The organism is Micromonospora sp. MH99 (assembly GCF_021442385.1).
GTDB lineage: Bacteria > Actinomycetota > Actinomycetes > Mycobacteriales > Micromonosporaceae > Micromonospora.
The window spans coordinates 103,701-126,703 of the sequence record NZ_MUZA01000001.1 but is presented as its reverse complement, the minus strand read 5'-3'; the positions used below and the strand labels follow the sequence as shown (position 1 = coordinate 126,703).

At 69.6% G+C, this 23,003-nt stretch carries 19 protein-coding genes; 11 read left to right on the top strand and 8 right to left on the bottom strand.

The window, feature by feature from the left end; genetic code table 11:
* Positions 1-26: 26 nt before the first annotated feature.
* Positions 27-944 (bottom strand): NADP-dependent oxidoreductase, encoded by a 918-nt coding sequence (locus tag B0E54_RS00660; RefSeq protein ID WP_308195322.1) that lies wholly within the window; start codon positions 942-944, stop codon positions 27-29.
* Between the two features lie 428 nt (positions 945-1,372).
* Between B0E54_RS00660 and msrA the strand changes: the two genes are divergently transcribed.
* Together msrA and B0E54_RS00650 are read left to right on the top strand one after the other, a co-directional pair.
* The gene (msrA, locus tag B0E54_RS00655) at positions 1,373-1,879 is read left to right on the top strand and encodes a peptide-methionine (S)-S-oxide reductase MsrA (RefSeq protein WP_234581031.1); all 507 of its coding nucleotides are present in this window, start codon (positions 1,373-1,375) and stop codon (positions 1,877-1,879) included.
* 157 nt (positions 1,880-2,036) lie between these two features.
* Positions 2,037-2,693, top strand: coding sequence for a TetR/AcrR family transcriptional regulator (locus B0E54_RS00650; RefSeq protein WP_234581029.1), 657 nt, complete (start codon positions 2,037-2,039; stop codon positions 2,691-2,693).
* A gap of 82 nt (positions 2,694-2,775) precedes the next feature.
* Here B0E54_RS00650 and B0E54_RS00645 read toward each other — a convergent pair whose 3' ends face one another.
* Together B0E54_RS00645 and B0E54_RS00640 are read right to left on the bottom strand one after the other, a co-directional pair.
* The gene (locus tag B0E54_RS00645; RefSeq protein WP_234581028.1) at positions 2,776-5,961 is read right to left on the bottom strand and encodes a penicillin acylase family protein; all 3,186 of its coding nucleotides are present in this window, start codon (positions 5,959-5,961) and stop codon (positions 2,776-2,778) included.
* A gap of 318 nt (positions 5,962-6,279) precedes the next feature.
* Positions 6,280-7,164, bottom strand: coding sequence for an NAD(P)H-binding protein (locus B0E54_RS00640; RefSeq protein WP_234581025.1), 885 nt, complete (start codon positions 7,162-7,164; stop codon positions 6,280-6,282).
* An 81-nt stretch (positions 7,165-7,245) separates the two neighbouring features.
* Here B0E54_RS00640 and B0E54_RS00635 point away from each other — a divergent pair, with 81 nt between their 5' ends.
* A complete protein-coding gene (locus tag B0E54_RS00635; RefSeq protein WP_234581024.1) occupies positions 7,246-7,809 on the top strand; it encodes a TetR/AcrR family transcriptional regulator in 564 nt (187 codons plus the stop codon).
* A 153-nt stretch (positions 7,810-7,962) separates the two neighbouring features.
* Here B0E54_RS00635 and B0E54_RS00630 read toward each other — a convergent pair whose 3' ends face one another.
* The gene (locus B0E54_RS00630; RefSeq protein WP_234581022.1) at positions 7,963-8,997 is read right to left on the bottom strand and encodes an SDR family NAD(P)-dependent oxidoreductase; all 1,035 of its coding nucleotides are present in this window, start codon (positions 8,995-8,997) and stop codon (positions 7,963-7,965) included.
* A 73-nt stretch (positions 8,998-9,070) separates the two neighbouring features.
* Here B0E54_RS00630 and B0E54_RS00625 point away from each other — a divergent pair, with 73 nt between their 5' ends.
* Together B0E54_RS00625 and B0E54_RS00620 are read left to right on the top strand one after the other, a co-directional pair.
* A complete protein-coding gene (locus tag B0E54_RS00625; protein ID WP_234581021.1) occupies positions 9,071-10,015 on the top strand; it encodes an AraC family transcriptional regulator in 945 nt (314 codons plus the stop codon).
* Positions 10,016-10,126: 111 nt separating this feature from the next.
* A complete protein-coding gene (locus B0E54_RS00620; RefSeq protein ID WP_234581020.1) occupies positions 10,127-11,392 on the top strand; it encodes a prolyl oligopeptidase family serine peptidase in 1,266 nt (421 codons plus the stop codon).
* Between the two features lie 67 nt (positions 11,393-11,459).
* Here the strand turns inward: B0E54_RS00620 and B0E54_RS00615 are convergent, their stop codons facing one another.
* Positions 11,460-11,897 carry an ATP-binding protein gene (locus tag B0E54_RS00615; RefSeq protein WP_234581018.1) on the bottom strand — a complete coding sequence of 146 codons (438 nt, stop codon included), beginning with the start codon at positions 11,895-11,897 and terminating at the stop codon, positions 11,460-11,462.
* A 193-nt stretch (positions 11,898-12,090) separates the two neighbouring features.
* Here B0E54_RS00615 and B0E54_RS00610 point away from each other — a divergent pair, with 193 nt between their 5' ends.
* Entirely contained in the window at positions 12,091-13,329 is a 1,239-nt protein-coding gene (locus tag B0E54_RS00610; RefSeq protein ID WP_234581017.1) for a PP2C family protein-serine/threonine phosphatase, read from the top strand.
* Between the two features lie 168 nt (positions 13,330-13,497).
* On the opposite strand, the gene B0E54_RS00605 is transcribed toward B0E54_RS00610, so the two are convergent.
* Positions 13,498-14,271 carry a hypothetical protein gene (locus B0E54_RS00605; protein WP_234581016.1) on the bottom strand — a complete coding sequence of 258 codons (774 nt, stop codon included), beginning with the start codon at positions 14,269-14,271 and terminating at the stop codon, positions 13,498-13,500.
* Between the two features lie 200 nt (positions 14,272-14,471).
* Positions 14,472-15,962: an endo-1,4-beta-xylanase gene (locus B0E54_RS00600; protein ID WP_234581013.1), complete on the bottom strand. Its 1,491-nt coding sequence runs from the start codon at positions 15,960-15,962 to the stop codon at positions 14,472-14,474.
* Between the two features lie 612 nt (positions 15,963-16,574).
* Between B0E54_RS00600 and B0E54_RS00595 the strand changes: the two genes are divergently transcribed.
* The 3 genes from B0E54_RS00595 (at position 16,575) to B0E54_RS00585 (ending at position 19,401) form a co-directional block, all read left to right on the top strand.
* Positions 16,575-17,153 (top strand): hypothetical protein, encoded by a 579-nt coding sequence (locus B0E54_RS00595; RefSeq protein WP_234581011.1) that lies wholly within the window; start codon positions 16,575-16,577, stop codon positions 17,151-17,153.
* A 254-nt stretch (positions 17,154-17,407) separates the two neighbouring features.
* Positions 17,408-18,010 (top strand): lytic polysaccharide monooxygenase, encoded by a 603-nt coding sequence (locus B0E54_RS00590; protein ID WP_234581010.1) that lies wholly within the window; start codon positions 17,408-17,410, stop codon positions 18,008-18,010.
* 89 nt (positions 18,011-18,099) lie between these two features.
* The gene (locus B0E54_RS00585; RefSeq protein ID WP_234581009.1) at positions 18,100-19,401 is read left to right on the top strand and encodes a sorbosone dehydrogenase family protein; all 1,302 of its coding nucleotides are present in this window, start codon (positions 18,100-18,102) and stop codon (positions 19,399-19,401) included.
* Between the two features lie 95 nt (positions 19,402-19,496).
* On the opposite strand, the gene B0E54_RS00580 is transcribed toward B0E54_RS00585, so the two are convergent.
* Positions 19,497-20,717, bottom strand: a complete 1,221-nt coding sequence (locus B0E54_RS00580; protein WP_234581008.1) for an MFS transporter — start codon at positions 20,715-20,717, stop codon at positions 19,497-19,499.
* Positions 20,718-20,851: 134 nt separating this feature from the next.
* On the opposite strand from B0E54_RS00580, the gene B0E54_RS00575 reads away from it, so the two are divergent.
* Positions 20,852-21,331, top strand: a complete 480-nt coding sequence (locus tag B0E54_RS00575) for a DUF4279 domain-containing protein (RefSeq protein ID WP_234581006.1) — start codon at positions 20,852-20,854, stop codon at positions 21,329-21,331.
* A gap of 413 nt (positions 21,332-21,744) precedes the next feature.
* The gene (locus tag B0E54_RS00570) at positions 21,745-22,869 is read left to right on the top strand and encodes a hypothetical protein (protein ID WP_234581005.1); all 1,125 of its coding nucleotides are present in this window, start codon (positions 21,745-21,747) and stop codon (positions 22,867-22,869) included.
* Positions 22,870-23,003 lie beyond the last annotated feature (134 nt).

The window sequence follows — 23,003 nt, the reverse complement described above, 5'->3', positions numbered from 1 at the left end:
CCGTCGCCCGCTGTCCTTTGAACCCGTTACGAGCGAACGCGGATGATCGTCTTGCCGGTGATCCGCTCGGTCGGATTGAGAGCGGCGACGGCGTCGTCGAGGTCCGCGACGGTGCCGATGTTCGTCCGCAGCCGCCCGTCCCGTACCCGCCGGACGATCTCCCCCAGTTGGGCGCGGTCAGGCGTCACGACGAAGTCGATCGCCAGGCCCTCCGCGGGCCGCACCTCGGGCGGCCCGACGACCGAGACCAGGACTCCCCCGGCCCGAATCAGGCCCGCCGACCGCTTCCCGATGTCGCCGCCGATGACGTCGATGACCAGATCGAGTCCACCGACGGCTTCGAGGACGTCGTTCTCGAGGTCGACGAACTCCTGCGCGCCGAAGTCGAGCGCCTTTTTCCGGTCGGCAGCGCGCCCCGTGCCGATGACGTAGGCGCCGAACTCACGTGCGAGCTGCGTCACCATCGAACCGACCGCGCCGGCCGCGCCGTGCACGAGGACGCTCTGCCCCGTCTGAAGGCGGCCGTGCTCGAACAGTCCCTGCCAGGCGGTCAGGCCGGAGATCGGCAGGCTCGCGCCCACAGTGAAGTCGACGTCGCCGGGCAGCGGCGCGAGGTTGCGCGCCTCGACGGCCACGTACTCCGCCAGGGTGCCGTCCCGGGTCCAGTCCGTGAGGCCGAACACCCGCTGTCCCACCGACAGGCCCGTCGTGCCGTACCCGAGAGCGGTGACCACTCCGGCCAGCTCGTGCCCGGGAATCGACGGCGTCCGGTCACGTCCGAGGCGATCGGTCCAGGTTGAGGGCCACGCCATCTCGGTCGGGACGAACCCCGACGCGTGGACCCGGACGACGACGTCGTTGAGGGCCGGTTCCGGTTCAGGCCGGTCCACCAGCGTCATTCCGGCTGTTCCCGCAGTCTCGTCCGTCACCACAATCGCCTTCATCAGATACCTCCCTGTATCCAGCCCTCGTCTGCGCTGCACGAGGAGCGCATGTCCGTTTCCCAGCGTTGGCGGCGTCAAGCCCCGGCGCCGTACACCCACGGCTGATCGGTAGCGGTTGGGCGCGGGGATGGCGCCGGGAGCGGCGGGACCCCGAACCTAGCCACCTCAAACTGGTCCGTCAAGTCCAGTTGCGGTTGCAAAGACCGCTCGCGCTTCTGCAAGAGTCACCAGTTCAACAGCTTGTTTGAGGCAATATCCGGGCAATTTGTCGATGCAGCCTCCGGACTATACAGTCCAAGAAAGGCGAAGGCCGCGGGAATACCACCGCCCCGCAAAGCGTCTGTACGTGCGGGTCGAGGTGCGCTCCACCTGGCTCGCACTGCGCTTTGCACAAGAGACACCGGCACGACGACAGGCAGGGAGATGACATGAACACCGAAAAGGCGATCCTCGCCGGCGGCTGCTTCTGGGGCATGGAGGAGTTGTTCCGCCGCCAGCCCGGCGTCGTGTCCACGCGCGTCGGCTACAGCGGCGGCGACGTCCCGAACGCCACCTACCGCAACCACGGCACCCACGCGGAGTCCATCGAGGTCGTCTACGACACCGACCGGACCGACTTCCGCGAGCTGCTCGAGTTCTTCTTCCAGATCCACGACCCTTCGACGAAGAACCGCCAGGGCAACGACATCGGCCTCAGCTACCGCTCGGCGATCTTCTACACCAGCGACGAGCAGAAGCGGGTCGCCGAGGACACGATCGCCGACGTCGACGCCTCGGGCCTGTGGCCCGGCAAGGTCGTCACCGAGGTCACCGCGGCAGGCGACTTCTGGGAGGCCGAGCCTGAGCACCAGAACTACCTGCAGAGCTACCCCGACGGGTACACCTGCCACTTCCCCCGCCCCGGGTGGAAGCTTCCGAAGCGGGCGACGGCCTGACCCCTCCGGCGCCGGCAGCGGCGTCTGAGGAACCGGACCACATGGTCCAGCAACAAGTCCGTCGGCTCTTCGGCATTCGCACATAGGACAGGGCACCGGATGGACTGCGAGGTCCCATTCTCGCTGGATCATCCGGTGCGCTGGATACACTTGACAGATGAGCGACGAGCAGGTTGCCGCGCCGAGAAACGGGCGGAGGATCAGTCAGCGGGGCATCGCGACCCGCGAGCGGATCCTCGATGCGGCGAACCGGCTGATGCTCGTACGCGGCGTGAACGCGACGACCCTTGACGACATCCGCGAGGCGAGCCAGACGAGCAAGTCCCAGCTCTACCACCACTTCGCCGACAAGCAGGAACTCGTGCGCGCCCTGGTCACCTATCGAGGCGCGCTCGTGCTCCAGCGTGAACGCGCCGGGCTCGAACGACTGAGATCGTTCTCCGGGCTGGTCCGTTGGCGCAACGCGCTGGTCCAGGCCAACTCGCTGAACAACGGCAAGTACGGGTGCGGCCTCGGGTCGATGGCCCTCGAGCTGTCCGATCAGGATGAGCAGGCGCGGTCGTCGCTGTCGGAGACGTTCGCGGCATGGGAAAAGTTGATCAGTGACGGTCTGCACCGGATGCGGGACAACGGTCTGCTCCGCCGGGACGCCGACCCGGAGAAGTTGGCCACGGGGTTGATGGCCGCTCTGCAGGGCGGCTACCTGCTGGCGAACGCCGCGCACGACGTCGCACCGATGGAAGTCGCCCTGGACATGGCGCTGGAACACATCAGGTCGTTCCTCGTGCAGCCGGCCGATGAGCCAACCCGTTGACCGGGCATGCCCGGCGTGATCAGGCTGCGCACGCCCGGGAGGGGCCGGCGAGTGACACCCCGCCGACCCCTCCCGGGTGAGATCACCGTCCGTACAGCTCGAATTCGTAGAGCGAGAAGCCGTACGAGGTGGCCCGTTTGACCCCGTACACCCGCACGTAGCGGGCGGTGACCGGCGCGAAGGTGGCGTTGTCGACGCCGCCGTTGCCGGTGGTGGTGGCGAACACCGGCGTCCAGGAACTGCCGTCGCCGGAGACCTCGATCCGGTACGAGGTGGCGTACCCGGCCTCCCACCGCAGCACGGCCCGGCTGACCGTGCGGGCCGCGCCGAGGTCGACCCGCAGCCACTGGTTGTCGTTGTAACTGCTGGCCCATCGGCTGCCGAGGTTGCCGTCGACCGCCTTGTCCGGGGTGAAGCTGGTCAGGAACTGGGTGCTCGACGCGGTGGCCGGACGACCCTGCGCCAGGTTCGCGACGTCGTCGCCCCGACGTGCCGGGAACGAGACGACCTGCTGGTAGGTGGGGCGGTTCTGCCAGGCGATCAGGGGGTGGGTGATGCCGCCGAGCCCGGACTGGGCGATCGAGTCGGCGCACCACTGGTCGCCGGCCCCACAGGACTTGTCTCCGGGGTAGACAGTGGTGGCCGGCACCGCGGCGGCCTGGCCGAGCGCGCCGAGCAGGGCCTGCCGGCACGTGCCGAGGTTGCCGTTGCCGCAGTACGCGCGGCCCAGCCCACCGGCCACCGGCTCGCCGAGGACGGTACGCAGGTCCTTGTCGACGTAGCCCCACCAGCCGTACTGGAACGACGAGCCCTTGTGCGCCTGCCCCTGCAACGCCCAGCTCGCGGTGCCGTCGCGCGCGCCGTTCTGGCCGCCCGACGGCGCCTCGTTCACCTCGATGGCGTCGACAAGCGCGGCGTAGAGGTCCGGCCCGAGGCCGGGGCGGAACTCCGCCGAGGCCAGCAGCGGCCACCAGGCGTCGAAGATCCGGATCGCGTCGGCGTGCTGGTAGACCTTGGAGCCGGGCGACGTCTCCACCCGGCGGGTCCCGGCCTGCTGCCAGGCGCGCAGCTTGCCCACCGCGTCGGCCAGCGCCGGGTCCGTGACCGGTGTGCTGTCCAGCACCCGCAGCAGGTCGCCGAGAACCTGCTGGCCGCGCAGGTCGGTCACCGCCGCATCCGCCATGATCTTGACGACGTCGGCGCGGCCGAGCTTGCGCTGAGCGATCGCGGCACGCACCGGGCCGTCGAGCAGCTGAGCCCGGTGTACGGAGCCGAAGCTGAAGTTGCCGTCGGCCGCCCCGAAGTCCCGCGCCTGCTTGTTGTTCCAGCTGACGTAGTAGTCCTGGTTGACCGACTGCGGGTGGGCCGACGCCGGAGCGTAGGTGGCGTCGTTCGTGTCCGGGTTCCAGCCGGCCCACTCGTACGCCGCTTCGGCCCTGGCCGGCAGGTTCGGGTCGGTGACGGACGACCGGACCGGGTTCGAGCCGGAGTTGAAGTACGCCGCCTCGGTCGAGTTGACGTAGAACCAGTTGAACGCGTACCCGACGCTGGCCGCGGACGCCTGGAACGCCGCCGCGCTGCCCATCGCCGACGGGTCGTTGAAGGCCTGGAAGCCGATCGCCGAGTCGGCCTCGTGCCGGTAGGTGGAGCGCAGCTTGGTGAACGCGGTCGGCTGCCCGTTCACCAGACCCCGGTAGGACACCAGCCCGTACTTCGTGCGCAGCGCTCGCAGCGTGTACGACCCGGCCGGGGTGGAGTCGGCAAGCGTCGGCGACCACGAGTTGCGCTGCTCCAGCGCCTCCATGGCGAGACACTGCCCGTGGTAAAGGTAGCGGTTGGTACGCAGCGTCGGGGCGCTGCCGTCGGTGGTGCACAGCGTCAGCGCGTACGTGTCGGTGAGGTCCTGGGAGGCGGAGGTGGCGCTCCACGCGTAGTCCTGGCCCCGACCGAGCAGCACGTAGAGGTTGAGCCCGGCGAACGCGGCGCCGCGCGCGCTGATCCCCGGCCCCTGCAGCTCCTGGAGCATCAGCAGTTGCGGCGCGAAGTAGCCGGTCTGCGGCCCGAACACGGCGACCGGATTGCCGGTGGTGGTGTGCCGCCCGGACACCACCACCGCGTTGGACATCCCGTGCGCGCGCAGGTTGGACAGGCCGCCGATCAGCTCCTGGGTGGCGGTGCTGGTGCCGGTACGGGCGGCGGCCCCGCCGCTGGCGTCGTAGGCGAGCGGCTCGGCGACCACCGACCCGGCGTCGGGCAGTACGGCGCTTGTCGCGCCCGGCGGTGTCGCCCCGTACGGGAAGCTCTGCCCGTCGTGCAGGGTGAGCACTGTCTCCGGGTCGTTCTGCGACCGGAACGCCTGCCAGACCCGGTCACCTTCGGTGGCACCGTACTTGGCCCGCGCGGCCACCCGGACCAGCGCGGACTGGATCTCGCTGCCGCCTCCCCCGCCGAAGAGCCCGCCGATCACCCCTGCGGTGGCGATGAGATCGGTCATGGTGAAGTGCGTCGGCTTGCCGGCGCCAGCGAGCACGTACTCGCCCGGGTAGTTGTCGTCGGCGATCGACTTGTCGATGTACGCGTTGATGCCGGCGATGTAGTCGGCCACGTCGGTGTAGAGCTGCTGACCCCGGGCGCCCTTGGTGCGCAGCGCGTTCACCTGAGCCTGGAGGTCCGCCTCGGTGTAGGGCGAGTTGGCCCAGACGCTCTGCTCAAGTTCCCGGTTGCCGGGGGCGCCGCCGGCGAACGATGTGACGTTGCCGCGACCGACGTGCCGCAGCAGGTCCATCACCCAGAGTCGGTCCTGGGCACCTGCGTAGCCGGCGCCGAACATGGTGCCGCCGCGGGTGGTGCCGGTGACGTGCGGGACGCCGGTGGCCTTGTCCCGCACGATGGTGACGTCCGCGCGCGGCGAGACGGTGCTCTCCACCTGCGCGGCCGGGACGCCGAACGAGGCGTCGTTGTAGAAGTGGGCGATCTGCTCGTCGGTCAGCCCGGCGTAGTTGTAGACCAGGTTCGCGTACTCGTCGAGCTGGTCGCTGGAGTGCGCCGGGCGGGTGCCGAGCGCCTGGTGCGCCAGGATGGCGACAAGCGTGGCGTTGCCGTTCTGCCCGGGGGGCAGGATGTCGGCGCACTGGCCGAGGCAGTAGTCGTTGGCGGCGAACGTGCTGGCGGCGAGCGCCGGTGCTGGCGGTGTCACCGTCAGCACGCTCGCGGTCAGGGCGGCGGCGGTGAACGCCGCGAGCCGGTTTCGGAGAGCGGGACGAGGCATGGCGATCCTCCGGGGACGCGGAGTCGGGCCGTTCGGTACGCCCGGCTTCGGTGCCGACGTCTCGCCCTCCGCGCCCGGGCGTTACACCAGGAGGTGAGAGTGACTCATGTCTATCTCCGGGCAATGATCGACGCAGGAGCCCTGTTCGGGATACCCGTCGTTCACCACGCGCCAATGCCGACGTTTCGCCACCTTCCACTCCGGAGGCAGGCACGGCGGCACCTCGTCAGTGGCCGGCACGATCTGTCGGCGCGAATCGCGACAGACGGGCGCGTGGTCCCTCCCGCCCGCCTGTCGCGATCGAGCGAGCCGGCCTGATCAGGATTCGCGGGTGTTGGCGGCAGGTACGAGCACCTGCCGGCACCAGGTCCGGAAGTCGGTCGCCGCGGGTTTCGCGCGCGCCCAGTCGGCGTCGTAGATGCCCTCGTCCTGGGCGGCGAACATCTCGGTCAGGTCCGTGATCGCCTGATCGGTCGCGCCCCGGGAGCGCAGCATCGCCGCGAAGTCCGCCACTGTCGTCCGGCGGTAGGCGACCGGCCGGCCGAGCTCCTGGCTGATCACCTCGGCCATGCCGTCCGGGGTGAGGCGGTCCGGTCCGAACACCGGGACGTCCTCCTGCCCGGTCCAGGACAGGTCCGTGAGGAGTTCGGCAGCCGCGCCGGCGATGTCGCGTGTCGCGACCGTGGCAAGCGGAAGGTGACCGGCGCAGGTCAGATAGAAGGCGCCCTGCCCGCGGATCGCATCGAGTTGTCCGAGCAGGTTCTCCAGGTAGAAGGGCATGGACAGGGCCCGGTAGGCCGCACCCGATTTCGCAAGCTCAGCATCCATGGCGAAGGCCGCGGAGAGAAGACCCGCCGGCTTGGGCCAGCCGTGCCCGGCACTGGACACGCCGACCACGTGGCCCACCCGGTGGCGGGCAATGGCGGCGGTGCCGGCGCGGGCGAAGCGCAGGTAGTGCTCCTCGGCACTCGGCGCGTGCGGATTCGGCGGCACCAGCCAGAACAACGCATCGGCGCCGGGCAGCGCCCGGTCGAGCACAACGGGGTCGTCGTGGGAGCCCTCGACGGCCTCGACCTGATCGCGGAGGGTGCGGTCCAGGCGCGTGACGTCGCGGGCGATCACTCGGACCCGGTGCCCCCGGTCGAGCAACTGTCGGACGAGTTGGCTGCCGATCTGTCCGGTCGGCGCGCTGACCACGATCATGAGGACCCCTAACCTGAAGGTGAATTCCGGTTCCGAATCTATCGTCGCCCGCCCTCGAACGTCAACTACGATGGAGCCGCCATGACTGCTCCCGACCGATCACTGCGCGCCGACGCCCGACGCAACCGCGAAGCCGTTCTCGACGCCGCCAGTGAGCTGTTCGCCCAGCGGGGCGACGCGGTGCAGATGGACGAGATCGCCGAGCGCGCCGGCCTGGGCGTCGGAACCCTGTACCGGCATTTCGCCGACAAGAAGTCGCTGCTCGCGGCGATCATCGGTCGCCGGTTCGCGGCGATGACCACCCTGGCCCGCGCCGCCGAGGCCGTCGAGGACCCCTGGGCCGCCTTCGAGACGCTGCTCCTGGACTATCTGGCAGCCGCGCAGACGGACGCCGCATTTCGCTTCGCGCTCCTCGGCCCGGCCGAGCCGCACTGGGCGGACATCGTCGCCGAGAAGAAGGAGTTCGCGGCGATCGCCGACCGCATCGCTCAGCGCGCCGTTGCCGCCGGCCGCCTGCGCGCCGACTTCCTCGCTGACGACTTCGTCCTCATCACCCGTGGCGCGATGGCGAACATGACCGGCACCGGCGACTGGCGCCGGCACGTGGCACTCCTGCTCGACGGCATCCGCGGCCCCGTGCGCTGACGCGAGGCGCGCACCTCGGCGGGCGCGGACGTCGCCCGACCGACCGACAAGCGGCCCGTGCCCGTGACGCCGCGGTGGTGACAGTCACGTGGACTCGACCTGCCGGGTGGGGCCTACCCGACAGGTCGGGACCACGGTGAACCCTGCCCCTGCCTACGCCGCCAGCAGTTCCTCGCTCAGCTTCCAGAGGGCCTGTGCGGACCTCGGGTCGATGGCGTACGGCACGACGGTGGCGGGGGGCACCTCCTCGGAGCCGAAGGTGATGGGCTGCGGGTTCTCGTCCAGTGGCGAGACGTCGTTGTCCTTGAGGTAGACGCCGCCGATGTCGGCCAGCAGCGGGCTGGTCGCGGCGAAGACGGTGGTGCTGGCGCCCTGCTGCGGCGTCTTGTGCTCGCGGTCAGGGTCGATGATCGGCTGGCCCGACTCGTCGATGAGCCTCATGGCCCGCAGCTGCTCGTCGCTCAACATCGCCGTGCGTGGGGCGCCCTCGGTGATGTGGGGACCCAGATTCGTGCCGTGGATGATGCCCGGGTGCACGGCGTAGCCCCGGATCCTGTCCGCTGCCCAGCGGCGGTCCAGCTCGACGGCGAACAGCACGTTGGCAGTCTTCGACTGACCGTATCCGAGCATCCCCATGGGGTCGTACCCACTGCTGAAGTGCGGGTCGTCCCAGCGGATGTCGGACAGGCGGTGCCCCCCGGAGGTCAGGTTGACCACCCGGGCGCCGTTCGCCGCCCGCAGAGCGGGCAGCAGACCGAGGGTCAGCTGGAAGTGACCGAGGTGGTTGGTGGCGAACTGCGACTCGTACCCGCGGGCGTCCCTGACCAGGGGGCCACCCATGATGCCCGCGTTGTTGATCAGAATGTGCAGCGGACGTCCGGAGTCGAGGTACCGAGCGACGAAGGCGTCGATCGAGCCCGGGTCGAGAAGGTCGAGCCCGCCGGTGTCGACGCGCTCGATGCCCGTCAGGCTGGCCGCCGCCCGGTTCGGGTTACGCGAAGCCACTGTCACGGACGCACCCGCCTTGCTCAGCGCACGCGTCACCTCCAGGCCGAGTCCGTGGTGACCGCCGGTGATGATGACGTTGATGCCGGACAGGTCGATGCCCGCGAGCACCTCGTCGGCCGTCGACGCGGCGGTGAAACCGGATCCGATGGGGTGCTGCCGGTGGGTCATGTTCGGTGTCATGACACCACTGTGCGCCAGCGCTTCCGAACTCTGAATGGTTGTCGGTCCGGATTTCTTGTGCAAGAGTACGGGAATGCCCGGTGACCAGTTGTCCGAGGTGTTGGACCTCGTCGAGGTGCGCGGGCTGCTGACCGGCGGGTTGACAGCCCGGGGTCGGTGGGTGTCGCGCGCACCGTTGCAGGATCTGCTGAAGTTCTTCGCGGTGGTGCGCGGCAGCGCCCGGCTGACCACCGACGGGGTCGACGGGTCGATCGAGCTCGGGCCGGGCGACGTCGCGATCGTGAACAGCCGGTCGTGGCTGGAGATCGCAGGTGGCACGGGCGACGGTCCGCTCCGCGTAATCGCCCCGGAGGAGGCCGGCCACCACTCCGGCCTCGCCGGCGCCGACCGGGACGCCGACGACGTCGTCATCGGCGTACGCGTGGACCTGAACCAGGCTGGTCGGACACTGCTGCTGCAGGCGCTCCCCCCGGTCGCGCACGTACGGGCGTCGGCCGCAGCGGCCAGCAGCCTGCGCACGAGCCTCGACCGGCTGTTCGACGAGGCGACGGGCGCTCGCCTCGGCTCGGCGTTCGCGGTCCGGCAACATGGCCAACTCCTGCTGCTGGAGGTGCTGCGCGCCTACGTCGACCAGGCCGAGCTGCCTCCCGGCTGGCTGCGGGCGCTGACCGACGAACGGCTGCGTCCGGCGATCACCCTCATGCACACCGAACCCGAAAAGTCCTGGGGCCTGCAAGAACTGGCGCGTGCCGCCGCGATGTCGCGCACGTCGTTCGCCGACCGCTTCCGGGCCGTCGCGGGGATGCCGCCGGTCACCTATCTCAACCGGTGGCGGATGCTGCTCGCGCAACGTGCCCTGCGCGACGACGATGTCCGCGTCGGATCGCTCGCCTCCCGCCTGGGCTACGCGTCCGAGAGCGCCTTCAGCACCGCTTTCAAGCGCGAGGTGGGCGTGTCACCGCTGCGCTACCGGTACCGGGTGCGCGCGGAGCAGGAGAACGTGACAGCCGTCGTCTGACCGTACCGTCGTCGAGCGCGCTGCGGCGGCGCCGGTTGCCGGCGGATCTCGGGGGCGTTACGTTGGGATGCCATCGATGAACGTCTACACCTTTCGGGGTACGGGGGCCGCATGTCCACGTCTGTCACTCGCCGCAGCGTCCTGGCAGGTGGCGCCGGTGCCGCCATCGGCCTGGCGCTGCCCGGCCCCGCCGCCCACGCCGATGGCCACCACGGCACCAGCGTGAGCTTCACCCTCGACGCGAGAACGCTCGACGGCGGTGAGCAGGTCACGTCGGTCACCCTCGACACCAGCGGGCTCGGACCGATCGACCCCGCCGGGCTCACCCCCGGCACGTTCACCGTGCACGCCAAGGCCACCAGCCCGATCCCGATCGCTCCCGGCGATCTGATCTTCAGCGAGTACGACCTGGACCGCACCGTGACCGCCGCCCGGCTCGACCGGCACGGGAACATCGTGCTGGAGCTCAGCACCGCCGAGGGGCAACTCGGCGGTGGCACCCTCGGCTACATCGTGAGCAGGGGCCGCAACGTCCGGCTGGACCTCGTCTACACCATCACGCAGAACACTCCGCTCGTGCGGCGACACGGCCCGCCGGTCACCATCACACGCTTCGTGCAGGGGCGGCTGTCGAACCCCGAGGTGGACGCCTTCAGCCACCACGTGTCGGGCTCGGGTCTGAAGTACCGGTTGTACTCCCCCGAGCGATCGCCCCGCCACGGCCGACGGCCACTGATCCTGTGGCTGCACGGCGGCGGCGAGGGCGCCTCGCTGCCTGACGACTACTACGACAACGAGACCACGTTGCGCGCCAACCGCGGCGCGCTGGGCTTCGCCACCCCGCAGGCTCAACGGATCTTCTCCGGCGCGTACGTCGTCGCTCCGCAGAGCACCTCCTACTGGATCCAGGACGGCCCCCGGTTCGCCCCGCTGATCCGCGAGATCGTCCAGGACCTCGTACGCCGCAAGCGGGTCGACCCCGACCGGATCTACGTGGTCGGTTGCAGCAACGGCGGCTACATGTCCCTGGAGATGACAGTCGCCTATCCCGACCTGTTCGCCGCGTCGGTGCCGATCTGCGGGGTCGTCGAGCCGCTCGACGGGGCGGGCCCGCCGCTGATCACCGACGCGGAGCTGGCGAGGATCCATACCCCGACCTGGCTGGTCGCCTCGCGCGACGACGACACGGTGCCGCCCGAGACGAACACGATCCACGCCCACGACCTCATCGGAGGATCACTGATCAGCCTGTACGACCATGTCGTCTGGAACGGCTATCAGTTCCCCGGTCACTGGTCCTGGATCTACGTGGCCCGCAACGACCCGAGCCACAACGGCACCCGCATCTGGCAGTGGATGGCCCGCCACCGTCGGTGATCCGCCGGCCGAGGTCGAGAGGACGCGTGGTGACCGTCTGCCGGTCGGCAGCAGGGAAACCGCACGGTTATCGGAGAGTGTCGCGGCTGCGTGCCGCGATGCGGATGGTGGTGCCTGCGGGGCCGCTGTCGACGAGGACGTAGTCGGCCATTCGCCCGACCACCCACAGGCCCATTCCTCCCGCGTCGGACAAGGGCGGTCGTTCGGCGCTGGGAACGTAACGAGCGGTGTTGAAGCCCCGCCCCTCGTCGGTGACTTCACAGGTGAGCTGCCCGTTCAGGAGCAGGCGTAGGCCACCCCGCCCACCCCCGTGCCGAATCACGTTGATCATCAGCTCGTTGACCGCGATGACCCAGTTCTCAATCTCGTCATGGGCGAGGCCGCACCGGCGACTGACCGCCTCGACCTCGTGTCGAACCCGGGTCAGATCCACGAGGGTGAACGCCGACGAGAACAAGGCCTTCCCGGCGCCAGGGGCATGCTGGTCCAGCGGTGGATCAGCCACTGCTTCCCTTCCCTGTCGGACGTGGAGCCGGTGACCTTACCGGTGGCACGAAGGCGGACAGCCTTCCAAGAACGGACTTGCCGGACGATGAGCACGCCGATGTGACATCAGAACGTACCCCGCGCCCAGGCGGTGTACTCCTGCTCTCCGCGGGGTGTGCCGTCGACGACGTGCCAGCGTCTAGGCTTCCTGCGTGGCCGATGCCGAGCTGATGACGAACGACGAGCGGCTGCGACGTATCGAGGCGATCACCGACGCCGCCCTGTCCGGGCTGAACATCACCGAGTTGCTCGACGAGCTACTCGACCGGGTCCGGGACCTGCTCGAGGTCGATACCGCCACCATCCTCCTGCTGGACGACCACACCGGCGAACTCGTCGCGACAGCGGCCAAGGGCCTGGAGGAGGAAGTGCGGCGCGGTTTCCGCATCCGGGTCGGACGCGGCTTCGCCGGCCGAGTGGCGGCGACACGCGCGCCGGTCACGATTCACAACGTCACGCCCGACGACGTCGTCAACCCCATCCTGCTCGCCACCGGGATACGAGCCCTGCTGGGCGTGCCCATGCTCGCCAACGGCAACCTCGTCGGCGTGCTACACGTCGGTTCCCTGGCCCTGCGCGAGTTCGGCCCCGACGACGTGCAGCTGTTGCAGCTCGTTGCCGATCGCGCCAGCCTCGCGGGACAGGCCCGGGCGCGGGCCCTCGACCGGCAGGCGGCGCTGGCCCTGCAACACAGCCTGCTACCGGGCAAGCTACCCGACATTCCCGGCCTCGACCTGGCCGCCCGGTACGTACCCGGCCACGACCTGGGCATCGGCGGCGACTGGTACGACGTGTTCAGGTTGCCCTCCGGCTGGGTCGGCGCCGTCATCGGCGACGTCTCCGGCCACGGGCTGCCATCCGCGGTCGTCATGGGACGCATCCGCAGCGCGCTACGTGCCTACGCCCTCGATTCCGACGATCCCGCCCAGGCACTGACCTCCCTCGACCGTAAGATCCACCACTTCGAGGCGGGCAACCTCACCACCGCCGTCTACGCCCTGATCACACCGGACGGCACGCGGGTGCACCTGTCCTCGGCAGGCCATCTGCCGCCGCTGCTGGCTGTCCCCGGCCAGCCCACCCAGCCCGTCAACCTGACGGTGGACCGGCCACTGGGTGTGGGCAGACCAGCAACCAACCGCCGCACCACAGTCGTGGACCTGCCGCCGGGCGCGGCGCTCGTCTTCTACACCGACGGACTGGTCGAGCGCCGCAGCGAACTGATCGACACCGGTATCGAGCGTCTCTCCGACGCTGTGCGGTCCAGGCCAGCCGAGGCGTTGTGCGACCACATCATGGCCACGACCGCCCAGGAGCACCCGAACGACGACATCGCCCTCCTGGTCATCCGCCGCCAACCACCACCGGAACAGGCCCCCGTAGGCAGCTGACTCGACAGGTGCGGCCGCACCGCCGGGAAGCTGGCGCCCCCCTCTCGGCCTGACCCGCCCTGCGACCCGCTGCCGGGGTGCGGCTTTGCCGCCGCACCCCGGCAGGGACGCCGATCGGGACCGACCTCGCGACGACAGGTGTCGAGAGCCTCCGAGCCGGGCTTCAGGTCAGCAGCCGAGCCGCTTACTCGAGAGGGCGATGTCGTCGATCCAGAGGTCGAATTCGCCAGGTGTCGTGCCGCCCTGGTAAAGCTGCCAGCCGATCTTCACCGTGTCGACAGTCGGCAGGACGAAGGGAACATCGTTGCCACCGTGGTCGGTCGTGGAGGCGGTCAGCTCCGGGTTCGCCACGCCGTCGATCCACACCGCGACGCGGTTGTCCGCCGCGTCCATCTTCCACTCGAAGCACTGCCAGGTGTCCTCGACGACCGGCGCGGACTCGCGCCAGTTGGTCCAGTCGCCGGTCGGACCACCGTCGGCGCCGACCCCCCAGAACGTTCCGGGGACCGTGGGCGCGTACTGGCCACCGACCGGACGGACGACCTCCGCGCTGCCGGCGCCGGTGGCTTCCACAAGCGTGAAGTGCGCCCAGTCCGGTGCGGTGGGGAAGGCATCGACGCGCAGACGCATCCGGCCGTAGAAGCGGTTGCCCGGCGCGGCGAAGTCGTCGACGCGCAGGAAGGCGCGGCCGTTGTCCACCGTGTGGATGTGCAGCACCTGGTTGCCGCGGCGGGCGCGTTCCACGGTGAGCGTGCCGTGGCGGGTGTCGACGCCCCAGTTCACCGTGCTGGCCCCTCCGGAAGGCAGTCGCTCGAAGTCCTCACAGAAGAGCAGGCCGCGGGGGCACGAGGACAGGGGGGCGCCCGATGCGCCGGCCGGAACGCTGCCGACTGCGGTGCCGAGGATCAGGGCGGCGCTGAGCGCCGCGAGAAGATTGCGCATGGTCATCCTCCATGACGGCTGGTCCCCCACCACACGGGCCGGGCCAGCAGGAACATTCGGCAGGTGCTTCGGTCGGCCGGCTGCCGGCCGACCGAAGCACAGCGGGTTCGACCGACCACTGCCGCACACCCGGGCCCGGAGCCGAGTGGCTCCGGGCCGGGTCAGCGTGCTGAGGCGGCGCGGCTGGTGCGTGCCGCCGATCAGGGGCTGGTGCAGGAGAGGCCGCCGGGCGCGGCGTTGCTGCTGCCGTTGACCAGGAAACCGAAGGTGGTCGAGGCGTTCGCGCCGAGGGTCCCGTTGTAGTCGGCGTTGCGGACGCTCACCGTCCCGCTGGTGCCGGTGTTGATGCCGTTCCAGACGTTGGCGATGCTCTGCCCGCTGGCAAGCGTCAGCCGTACGGTCCAGCCGCTGAGGGCGGCGGAGGTGTTGTTGGCAACTGTGACCTCGCCCTGGAAGCCACCGGCCCAGCTGTTGACCATGCGGTACGTCGCGGTGCAGGCGCCCGGCGGCGGCGTGGTCGGCGGAGCGGTCGTTGGCGGAGCAGTGGTCGGCGGAGCGGTCGTCGGCGGAGCAGTGGTCGGTGGAGCGGTCGTCGGTGGAGCCGTCGTCGGCGGATCGGTGGTCGGCGGCGTGCCCGGCACTGTCGTGGAGGCGGCGTTGAGAGCGTTGAGGACGGCGGTGTACGCCGCCTTCGGGTTGCTGTTGCGGTCGAACAGCAGCGGGTTCTCGCTGCCGCGCCAGGAGTCGCTGTCCCGGATGCCCCACGTCGTGATTCCGACGCAGCGGGGGACGTTCATGCAGGCCTGGGTCAGGCCCTGGTACTGGCTGGTCGAGGCGTTGGTGACGTCGGCCTCGGTCAACGCCACGTCAACCCCGAGGGCCGCGAAGCTGGACAGCGTCTGCTGGAAGTTGCCCGGCAGCGAACTGCCGCCGGTGAAGTGGGTCTGGAGACCGACGCAGTCGACCGGTATGCCCCGGGCCTTGAAGTCCCTGATCATGTTGTAGACGCCCTGCGTCTTGGCGTACGTCCAGTTCTCGATGTTGTAGTCGTTGTAGCACAGCTTCACGCTCGGGTCCGCCGCGCGCGCCGTCCTGAACGCCACCTCGATCCAGTCGTTTCCGGTGGACTGCAGGTTCGACGAGCGCCGGCTGCCGTTCTCGGCGAAGGCCTCGTTCACCACGTCCCAGTAGGCGAGCTTGCCCTTGTAGTGGGCCATCACGCCGTTGATGTGGCTGATCATCGCGGACCGCAGGGCGCTGCCGCTGAGGCTCCCCCAGAACCTCGGCTGCTGAGCGTGCCAGGCCAGGGTGTGGCCACGGACCCGCATGCCGTGCTGGGTGGCCCAGTTGTAGATCGCGTCGCCGTTACGGAAGTCGAACTGGCCCTGGTTGGGCTCGGTGGCGTCGGGCTTCATCTCGTTGACGGCCGTCATCATGTCGAACTCGCGGTCCGCGATGGCGAGGAAGCCCGAGTCGTTGAGACGGTCGGCGCCCATGGCGGCGCCGAAGTACCGGCCGCTGCGCTCGGCGGCGGCCTGCAGTGTGGTCCCGGGCGGGCCGCTGAGATCGGCTTGGGCGAAGGTCGCCACGGCCATCGAGGACACGATGACCGCCAGGGAGCAGGCCCCGCCCAGAAGCAGCCTGGCGGCACCTCTGGTTCGGTGTTTGGGTCGAGCGGGTACGTCGTTCATCTGCGTTTTCTCCTCGGTGTGCCCACCGGCCGCTGCCCGGTCCGCCCGGTGGATGAAGTGCACCGGCGCCGTACGCCCGTGCGGAGTGACCCTGCCCTGCCGCGATGCTATATCGAATCAATTCGATCCGCGCGTCCGCCGGTCGATGTGTCGACGCGTCGTCGGGCGAGCGACGAGCGGGCGCTTGTGGAGGCCAGCCCACACTCGACCGACTCCGGGGTATCGACCTGGCCGCCAACCGGCGCATCACCGCCACCCCAGCCCACCCAGGCCGAATCCACACTGACGCTTGTCAATGTTGCCAGAGTGGACGCAGACGTGCTGGAATGGCTCATATCGCCGCAGCACGGGGGCAACCGTGCTGAGAACGGCCAGCACGGGAGCATCGCAGGGGTGGCAGCGCGTCCTGGTGACAGACGCCCGCATGCCCCCATCGCCGGGTCATCGTCAGGACGGCGGGCACTCTGCCGGGTAGGCACTTCCCCCGCCACTTTCCCGCCACAGGTATCCCCGGCACGCGACCCGATGGCCGGCGCGCTCGACCGCTGAGATGCCGGGCATCCGATTCGGCCTGCCACCACATCAGAACCGGCGACGAGGTGAGAAGCGATCATGGATTCCGGAGAGAGTTTCGCGGAGCGGTACGGCCGCCGTCCGCTCTGGGCGGCGGTGGTCCTGCTGGCGGTGCTGGTCGGCGCGGTCGTCCTTGTCACTCGGGCCGACTCGGGGGCGGAGCCGGCGGATCTGCAGGCGCAGATCGTGGCCCGGATGCGGACCACGCTCGAACAGACGGACCCGGGGCAGCACAACCACGCCGGACACAGCGCCCGGCAGGGCGACGCCGCCGAGAAGCCACCGGTCATCTGCGGAGTGCGCGTCTACGGCTACGAACCGGCCGACGCCACCACCGTCGCCGAGGTGCAGAAGGTCTACGGCTTCCACCTCTGCGGAATCGCCGAGCAGAAGCGCCCCTGGGACGTGGCCGTCAAGCTGGCCGGCCCACTGATCATGGACATGTCCACCGACCCTCCCGGCATCCAGGTCGTCGAGGCGACAGCCGACGTCAGGTTCGTCGACCGGCTGCGCGAGATGTTCCCGGCCAAATACGCGACGTTGGCGCAGGAGGAGGCGCTGACCGCCGCGGAGATGGCCGACCAGCGGCGCCGGTACGACGCCGCCGCCGGACTCTGACCACACCGGCGCCCCAGCAGGGTCCGTGGACCCGTCATCGATCCGGCGATCTCGGACAGCTTGCTTCACATCCACCTATAGATAGATCAGCATTGATATTTAAGTTAATAGATGCAACAGTGACTTTGGGAGCGTTCCCATACTGATCTCTCGTACCGAGGAACGGAGGATGAACAGTGCGTTCACACACGTCCGATCAATCCGGCGGACGACCCAGGTCAACCGTCCGGCGGTCCCTCCAGGCGCTCGTTCTGATGTTCGCCATGGTGGTCGGCACGCTGCCCTGGACCGGCGCAGCCCAGGCCCACGGCACCGTCATCAGTCCGGCGACCCGCGCGTACCAGTGCTGGAAGACCTGGGGCAACCAGCACACCAACCCGGCCATGCAGCAGCAGGACCCCATGTGCTGGCAGGCGTTCCAGGCGAACCCCGACACCATGTGGAACTGGATGAGCCAACTGCGGGACGGCCTCGCTGGTCAGTACCAGGCCCGCACGCCCGACGGGCAACTGTGCAGCAACGCCCTCTCCAGGAACGACGCGGTGAACCAGCCCGGACCGTGGAAGGCGACCACCGTCAGCCGCAACCTCACGGTCCAGATGTACGACCAGGCCAGCCACGGTGCTGACTACTTCCAGGTCTACGTCACCAAGCAGGGGTTCAACCCGGCCACCCAGCGACTCGGGTGGGGCAACCTCGACCTGATCGCGACGACCGGACGCTACGCGCCAGCGCAGAACATCTCGTTCAACGTCTCGCTGCCCGCACGCAGCGGGAACCAGATCCTGTTCGTGATCTGGAGGGCGTCACACCTGGACCAGACCTACATGTGGTGCAGCGACATCACCATCACCTGATCGGCAGGTCCGACCGGCACGGCACCACTTCGGCCCAGGGCGCGTTGGCACCCTGGGCCGGAGTGCCCTCCCGATAGTGCCGTGAGTCGATGTTCTGTGGAACGTTCCCCGACCGCGCCACCACCCACCTGCTCGAGGAGCTGAACATGCAGCGACGGCGTTATCGCCCGGCCACCATGCTGGTCGGGCTGCTCACCCTGGCCCTGTCCGCGCTACTGATGCCATCGGCGTCGGTGGCCAGCACCGCGACGGCCGGCGCATCCCACACCCGTGCGGCGCCACTCGCCGAGCTGACAGTGGTGTCCGAACGGGTCGCGTTCGGCCTGCAGCGTCCGATCGCGATCACCGGACTGCCGGACGGTCGGATGCTGATCGCGGAGAAGAACGGCACCGTCCGCGCGTACCACCCCGACACCGGCCTGGCGGCAGAGCCGGTGCTCGACCTGACCGCCCGCGTCGACACGTCGGACAACGAGCGTGGCCTCCTCGGCATCACGCCTGCGCCGAACTTCGCGCGGACCGGGATGCTGTACGTGGCCTACACGAGCCTGCCGGCCGGCACGCTGACCCTGGCGCGAGTGCCCCTCGGCGCTCCCGACCGGCTGCAGGTGCTGCTCACCCAGGAGCACGCCGAGTACGGCAACCACAACGGCGGGCAGGTGGCGTTCGGCCGCGACGGCTACCTCTACTGGTCGACCGGCGACGGCGGCGGCGCGAACGACCCGTTCAAGAGCGGCCAGAACCTCGGCACCCTGCTCGGCAAGATCGTGCGGATCGACGTCAACCGCAGCTGCGGAGGCAAGCCCTACTGCGTACCCTTCGACAACCCGTTCGTCCGCACGGCCGGCGCGCGGCCGGAGATCTGGGTGTACGGGCTGCGTAACCCGTGGAAGTTCTCCATCGACCCGGTCGACAACTCGCTGTGGATCGGCGACGTCGGCCAGGGCCTGATCGAGGAGATCAACCACATCCGCCCGTCGCAGCGCGGCGCGAACCTGGGCTGGTCCTGCAAGGAGGGCACGCCGGTCTTCGACCAGACGCAGTGCCGGCCGGGCGTACGGCTCACCGACCCGGTAGTCGAGTACGAGCACTACCTGACGGAGAACTGCTCCATCATCGGCGGCTTGGTGTACCGCGGGTCCGTCACCCCGGAGGCGCAGGGGACCTACATCGCGAGCGACTACTGCTCGACCCGCGCGTTCGCCGTGCGTCAAACGTCCACGGGTGGCTACGAGTCTGCCGAGATCGGCACCTTCCCCACCCAGCCGACGGCGTTCGCCGCCGATGTGCACGGCGAGTTGTACGTCCTCAGCGACCTCCCGGGATGGTTGAGCAAGGTGCGGTTCGAGCGGGTCCCGCCGGCCTCGCCCAGCGCGGTGGCGAGCCGCTGAGCACTGGGGGCGGTTCGCTCCGCATCCGCCCCAACCTGGTGGACGGCCGCGCACCGGGCGGCCGTCCACACCGGTTCCGGCCCTCACCGCTTCGCCTACCGCCCCACCCGGTGGCCGAGTCGCGAGCCGACCGCCCGCACCTGCCCAACAGTGGTGGCGCCGTTCGTGGCGGCGAGGATGAGGGCGGCTGCCGCCAGCATGGGCGGCAGCAGGAAGGGGGCGCGGTGTCCGAATTGCTCCGCGAGCAGACCGGCGAGTGACTGGCCGGCAGCTGTGCCGACGGGTCCGGCGGCGCAGACGATACTCATCGTGATCGCGACTCGGGCGGGCGCCAACCGCTCGGTGATGGCGTAAATGGTGATCATGTAGGGCGCGATGGCGATCCCGGCTACCAGGACGACCGCCGCAAGTGGCAGCTGTGCTCCGCCGGCCGGCAGCAGGCTCATGGCGATGACAAGCCCGAGAGCGAACAGGCGATAGCGGGTCCGCAGGGTAACCCGGGATGGGATCCAGGCGTAGGCGATGCCGGCGACGGCGCTGCCCGCCCCTAGCGCGGCGTACAGCAGTCCGCCGGCAGAGGGGTTGTCTGCCGTGGTGGCGTATGCCGTCACTCCTACCTGAACGGTGCCGAAGATTGCACCCATGATCGCCATGGCGGCGCACATCGCTGCCAGTCCTGCCCGGGGCAGGGGCGACGCCACGGACTGCGACGACACCCGCTCGGGCGCGGTTCGGTACAGCAACGCCAACGGAGCCGCCGCCGCGAGGAGGAGCACGATGCAGGCCGTCAGCGGCGCACCTGATGGCACGGGCGCCCACGCCGCAGCGAGAAGCCCGACGACCGCGGGCCCGGCGATGAAACTCGCCTCGTCCGCAGCAGCTTCGTATGACAGGGCGGTGGTCACCAGATCGGGCTGGCCAGGCCGCAACCGCGCCAGATGGGACCAGTACACACGGATCAGCGGACCTACCTGCGGTTGAGTCGCACCGACGAGGACAGCAGCGGCGACAAGCGTCGGACGATCAGCGAAGGTGGCGGCAAGGAGGCCCGCCAGAGCGACGGCGTTCGCAACGGCCATCCAGACGCCGAGCCGACGGATGCTGGTGCGGTCGGCCAGCCGTCCGACGATAACGCCTCCCGCGCCGATGGCGAGGCTCTGAGCTGCGGCGGCCGCGCCGGCGAAGGCATAACTGCCCGTGGCATGCCGCAGCAGCAGCAGCGTCCCCAGGGGCGTCATCGCATACGGCAGCCGCGCCAGAAAGCCGATGGGGAAGATGGCGGGACGGGTCGCACGGGCGAGCTGGCGGTAGGACAAGGCGTTCTCCTCGCATGACGAAGAGACGCGCCTACCCAGCCACCGGACGCGTGCAGATCCCGATTCTGATCGCAGATTAGCAGCGTCGATGGCATCGGCCGGTCTTCGTGGCCCGGTCGTACGATTCTCGGATTGTGGACAACGATGAAGACCAGGTCCTTGCCGGCCCGGTCGCGGTGACGTGCATTCAACGCGCCTATCTGAGGGTGGCGGCTGCGGGGGATTCCGACGGTGGTGACTTCGATCCGGCACACGTAACGCGGCTGGTAGGGCTGGAGCCGACGCGGGTTCACCGGCGCGGCGAAGCCACGGGTCAGCGCGTTCACAGGTTGAGCGGTTGGTACGTCGACGTGCCACGGCGGCCTGAGTACGACACTGAGCTTCTTCTCATCGAGTTGCTCGGCCTCATCGAGCCGCACGCCGAAGGGCTGGCGCGCGCCCGGCAGGCGCTGGGACTCCGGGCGGGGGTCAACGTCGTGATCGAGATGCACTCCGGCCGAGACGGGGCCGACGACATTCTGGTGGCGACTCCCGCTCTCCACCTCACCGCAGAGACGATGCGACGACTGGCCGACCTTCATCTGTGGCTCGACTGCGATCAGTACGTCTACTGACACTCCTGGCGAAGCGCCCGGTCTGTCGGCGTACACATCAAGCCGTGGAGGCTGCCGCCGTTCCTGCCGATGCCCGCGGCCGAGCGGTGTGACCGGCGGCTGACGACAGAACAGGCATGGGCAGCCCCGCCCCTGTTGAGCTGCGAGACCGGCTGGCCACGGTGGTGCGAGCCAAAAGGGCGCCTTCCGCTGAATCCGCTGCACCCCTCGGGGTGGTCTCTTAGGCTGCGTGGGCGGGCACCCGGCTCGATGAGGGCGTCGCAGTGACGCTGTCCGGGCTCGTCGGGGTGCTTCCCTCGGCGGCCTGCTCGACCACTACGTCAGTCGGCACAGGAGCTGCCGCGACGGCGCGGCGCCCCCGGTTTTCGCGGTCGACGGCCGGGCCCGGCTGCCGGTGAGGAGCAGGAGCACCGATGACCCCCAGCGAACAGCAGCACCCGGAGATCATCGTCGGGCTGGTGGCGACCCCGCCGGACCAGCCCGCCCGGGTGGCCGCGCCGCTCGCCGCCGAGTTGGCCGCCCGACTCGCCGAGCGGGTCAACGCGGACGTGCGGTGGACCGTCCGGCAAGGCTGGGGCGAGGTGGCGCCACGTCGCAACGGCGGCGTTGAGGCACTGCTCGACGATCTTGCCCAGCGGCGTGCCGACGACCAGTGGGACGTCGCGATCTGCCTGACCGACCTGCCACTGCACGCCGAGCGGATGCCGCTGGTCGCGCAGACCTCGGCCCGGCGCCGAGCCGTGATGGTGTCCCTGCCCGCGCTGGGACTGCAACAGCTGCGAGCGGCCCGCTCGGCCATCCCGGATCTGGTGAGCAGGCTGCTGAACGACGCTTCCGACCAGCGAATACCGACGGCCGGTCGCGCACCGGCCGAGTTGGCACGCCGGGTTCCCGCCGTACACCGGGTCATCGGCGAGGCCGACACCGGCGAGCGGCGCTACGTCGCCTCCGGGTTGATCGGCCGGGCACGGCTGGTGGCCGGCATGGTCCGCGCCAACCGCCCGGGGCGTGCCCTGCTGGGCCTGTCCAAGCTGCTGGTCGGCGCGTTCGGCACGGCCGCGTTCGCGCTCACCACGGACACCATCTGGCAGATGGGCGATGCGCTCGGCGGACTCCGGCTCGCCGTGATCATGCTACTCGGACTGGCCGCGCTGGTGGCCTGGCTGATCGTCGCGCACGACCTGTGGGAGAAGCCAGACCGCGAGACACCGGCTGAGCTGGCCCGACTCTTCAACCTGGGGACGGTCCTCACCCTCACGCTGGCCACGGCAGTGTCCTACGTGGTGTTGTTCGTGGGAACCGTGCTCGTCGGAGCGCTGTTGATCGACACATCCGTACTGGAACAGACCTTGCAGCGACCGGTCGGTTTCACCGACTATCTGACGCTCGCCTGGATCACCAGCTCGCTGGCCACCGTCGGCGGGGCGATCGGCTCCGGACTGGAGAACGAGGAGACGGTGCGGGCCGCCGCGTACGGCTACCATCCCGAACCCGACGGCTGGCGGGACGAGACGGCCCGTCCATCGCGGGCGGGATGAGCGGTCAGGTGCGACCGAACCGCTGATGATCCAAGGGCGATCTCGATGCAGCGGCCGATCGGCGGGTTCGGGTGGTTCCCAGGGGGTAACCGGGCCGCGATGAGTCGTGCCCCGGGGCACCGTGAATCGGGCTG

What these genes read in the sequence shown, in the direction of transcription:
- B0E54_RS00660 (WP_308195322.1), bottom strand. Translation starts at nt 944, where the DNA reads ATGAAGGCGATTGTGGTGACGGACGAGACTGCGGGAACAGCCGGAATG.
- B0E54_RS00600 (WP_234581013.1), bottom strand. Translation starts at nt 15,962, where the DNA reads ATGAACGACGTACCCGCTCGACCCAAACACCGAACCAGAGGTGCCGCC.
- B0E54_RS00570 (WP_234581005.1), top strand. Translation starts at nt 21,745, where the DNA reads ATGACCCCCAGCGAACAGCAGCACCCGGAGATCATCGTCGGGCTGGTG.
- B0E54_RS00595 (WP_234581011.1), top strand. Translation starts at nt 16,575, where the DNA reads ATGGATTCCGGAGAGAGTTTCGCGGAGCGGTACGGCCGCCGTCCGCTC.
- B0E54_RS00625 (WP_234581021.1), top strand. Translation starts at nt 9,071, where the DNA reads ATGCCCGGTGACCAGTTGTCCGAGGTGTTGGACCTCGTCGAGGTGCGC.
- B0E54_RS00645 (WP_234581028.1), bottom strand. Translation starts at nt 5,961, where the DNA reads ATGCCTCGTCCCGCTCTCCGAAACCGGCTCGCGGCGTTCACCGCCGCC.
- B0E54_RS00635 (WP_234581024.1), top strand. Translation starts at nt 7,246, where the DNA reads ATGACTGCTCCCGACCGATCACTGCGCGCCGACGCCCGACGCAACCGC.
- B0E54_RS00630 (WP_234581022.1), bottom strand. Translation starts at nt 8,997, where the DNA reads ATGACACCGAACATGACCCACCGGCAGCACCCCATCGGATCCGGTTTC.
- B0E54_RS00585 (WP_234581009.1), top strand. Translation starts at nt 18,100, where the DNA reads ATGTTCTGTGGAACGTTCCCCGACCGCGCCACCACCCACCTGCTCGAG.
- B0E54_RS00590 (WP_234581010.1), top strand. Translation starts at nt 17,408, where the DNA reads ATGTTCGCCATGGTGGTCGGCACGCTGCCCTGGACCGGCGCAGCCCAG.
- B0E54_RS00620 (WP_234581020.1), top strand. Translation starts at nt 10,127, where the DNA reads ATGTCCACGTCTGTCACTCGCCGCAGCGTCCTGGCAGGTGGCGCCGGT.
- B0E54_RS00650 (WP_234581029.1), top strand. Translation starts at nt 2,037, where the DNA reads ATGAGCGACGAGCAGGTTGCCGCGCCGAGAAACGGGCGGAGGATCAGT.
- msrA (WP_234581031.1), top strand. Translation starts at nt 1,373, where the DNA reads ATGAACACCGAAAAGGCGATCCTCGCCGGCGGCTGCTTCTGGGGCATG.
- B0E54_RS00605 (WP_234581016.1), bottom strand. Translation starts at nt 14,271, where the DNA reads ATGCGCAATCTTCTCGCGGCGCTCAGCGCCGCCCTGATCCTCGGCACC.
- B0E54_RS00640 (WP_234581025.1), bottom strand. Translation starts at nt 7,164, where the DNA reads ATGATCGTGGTCAGCGCGCCGACCGGACAGATCGGCAGCCAACTCGTC.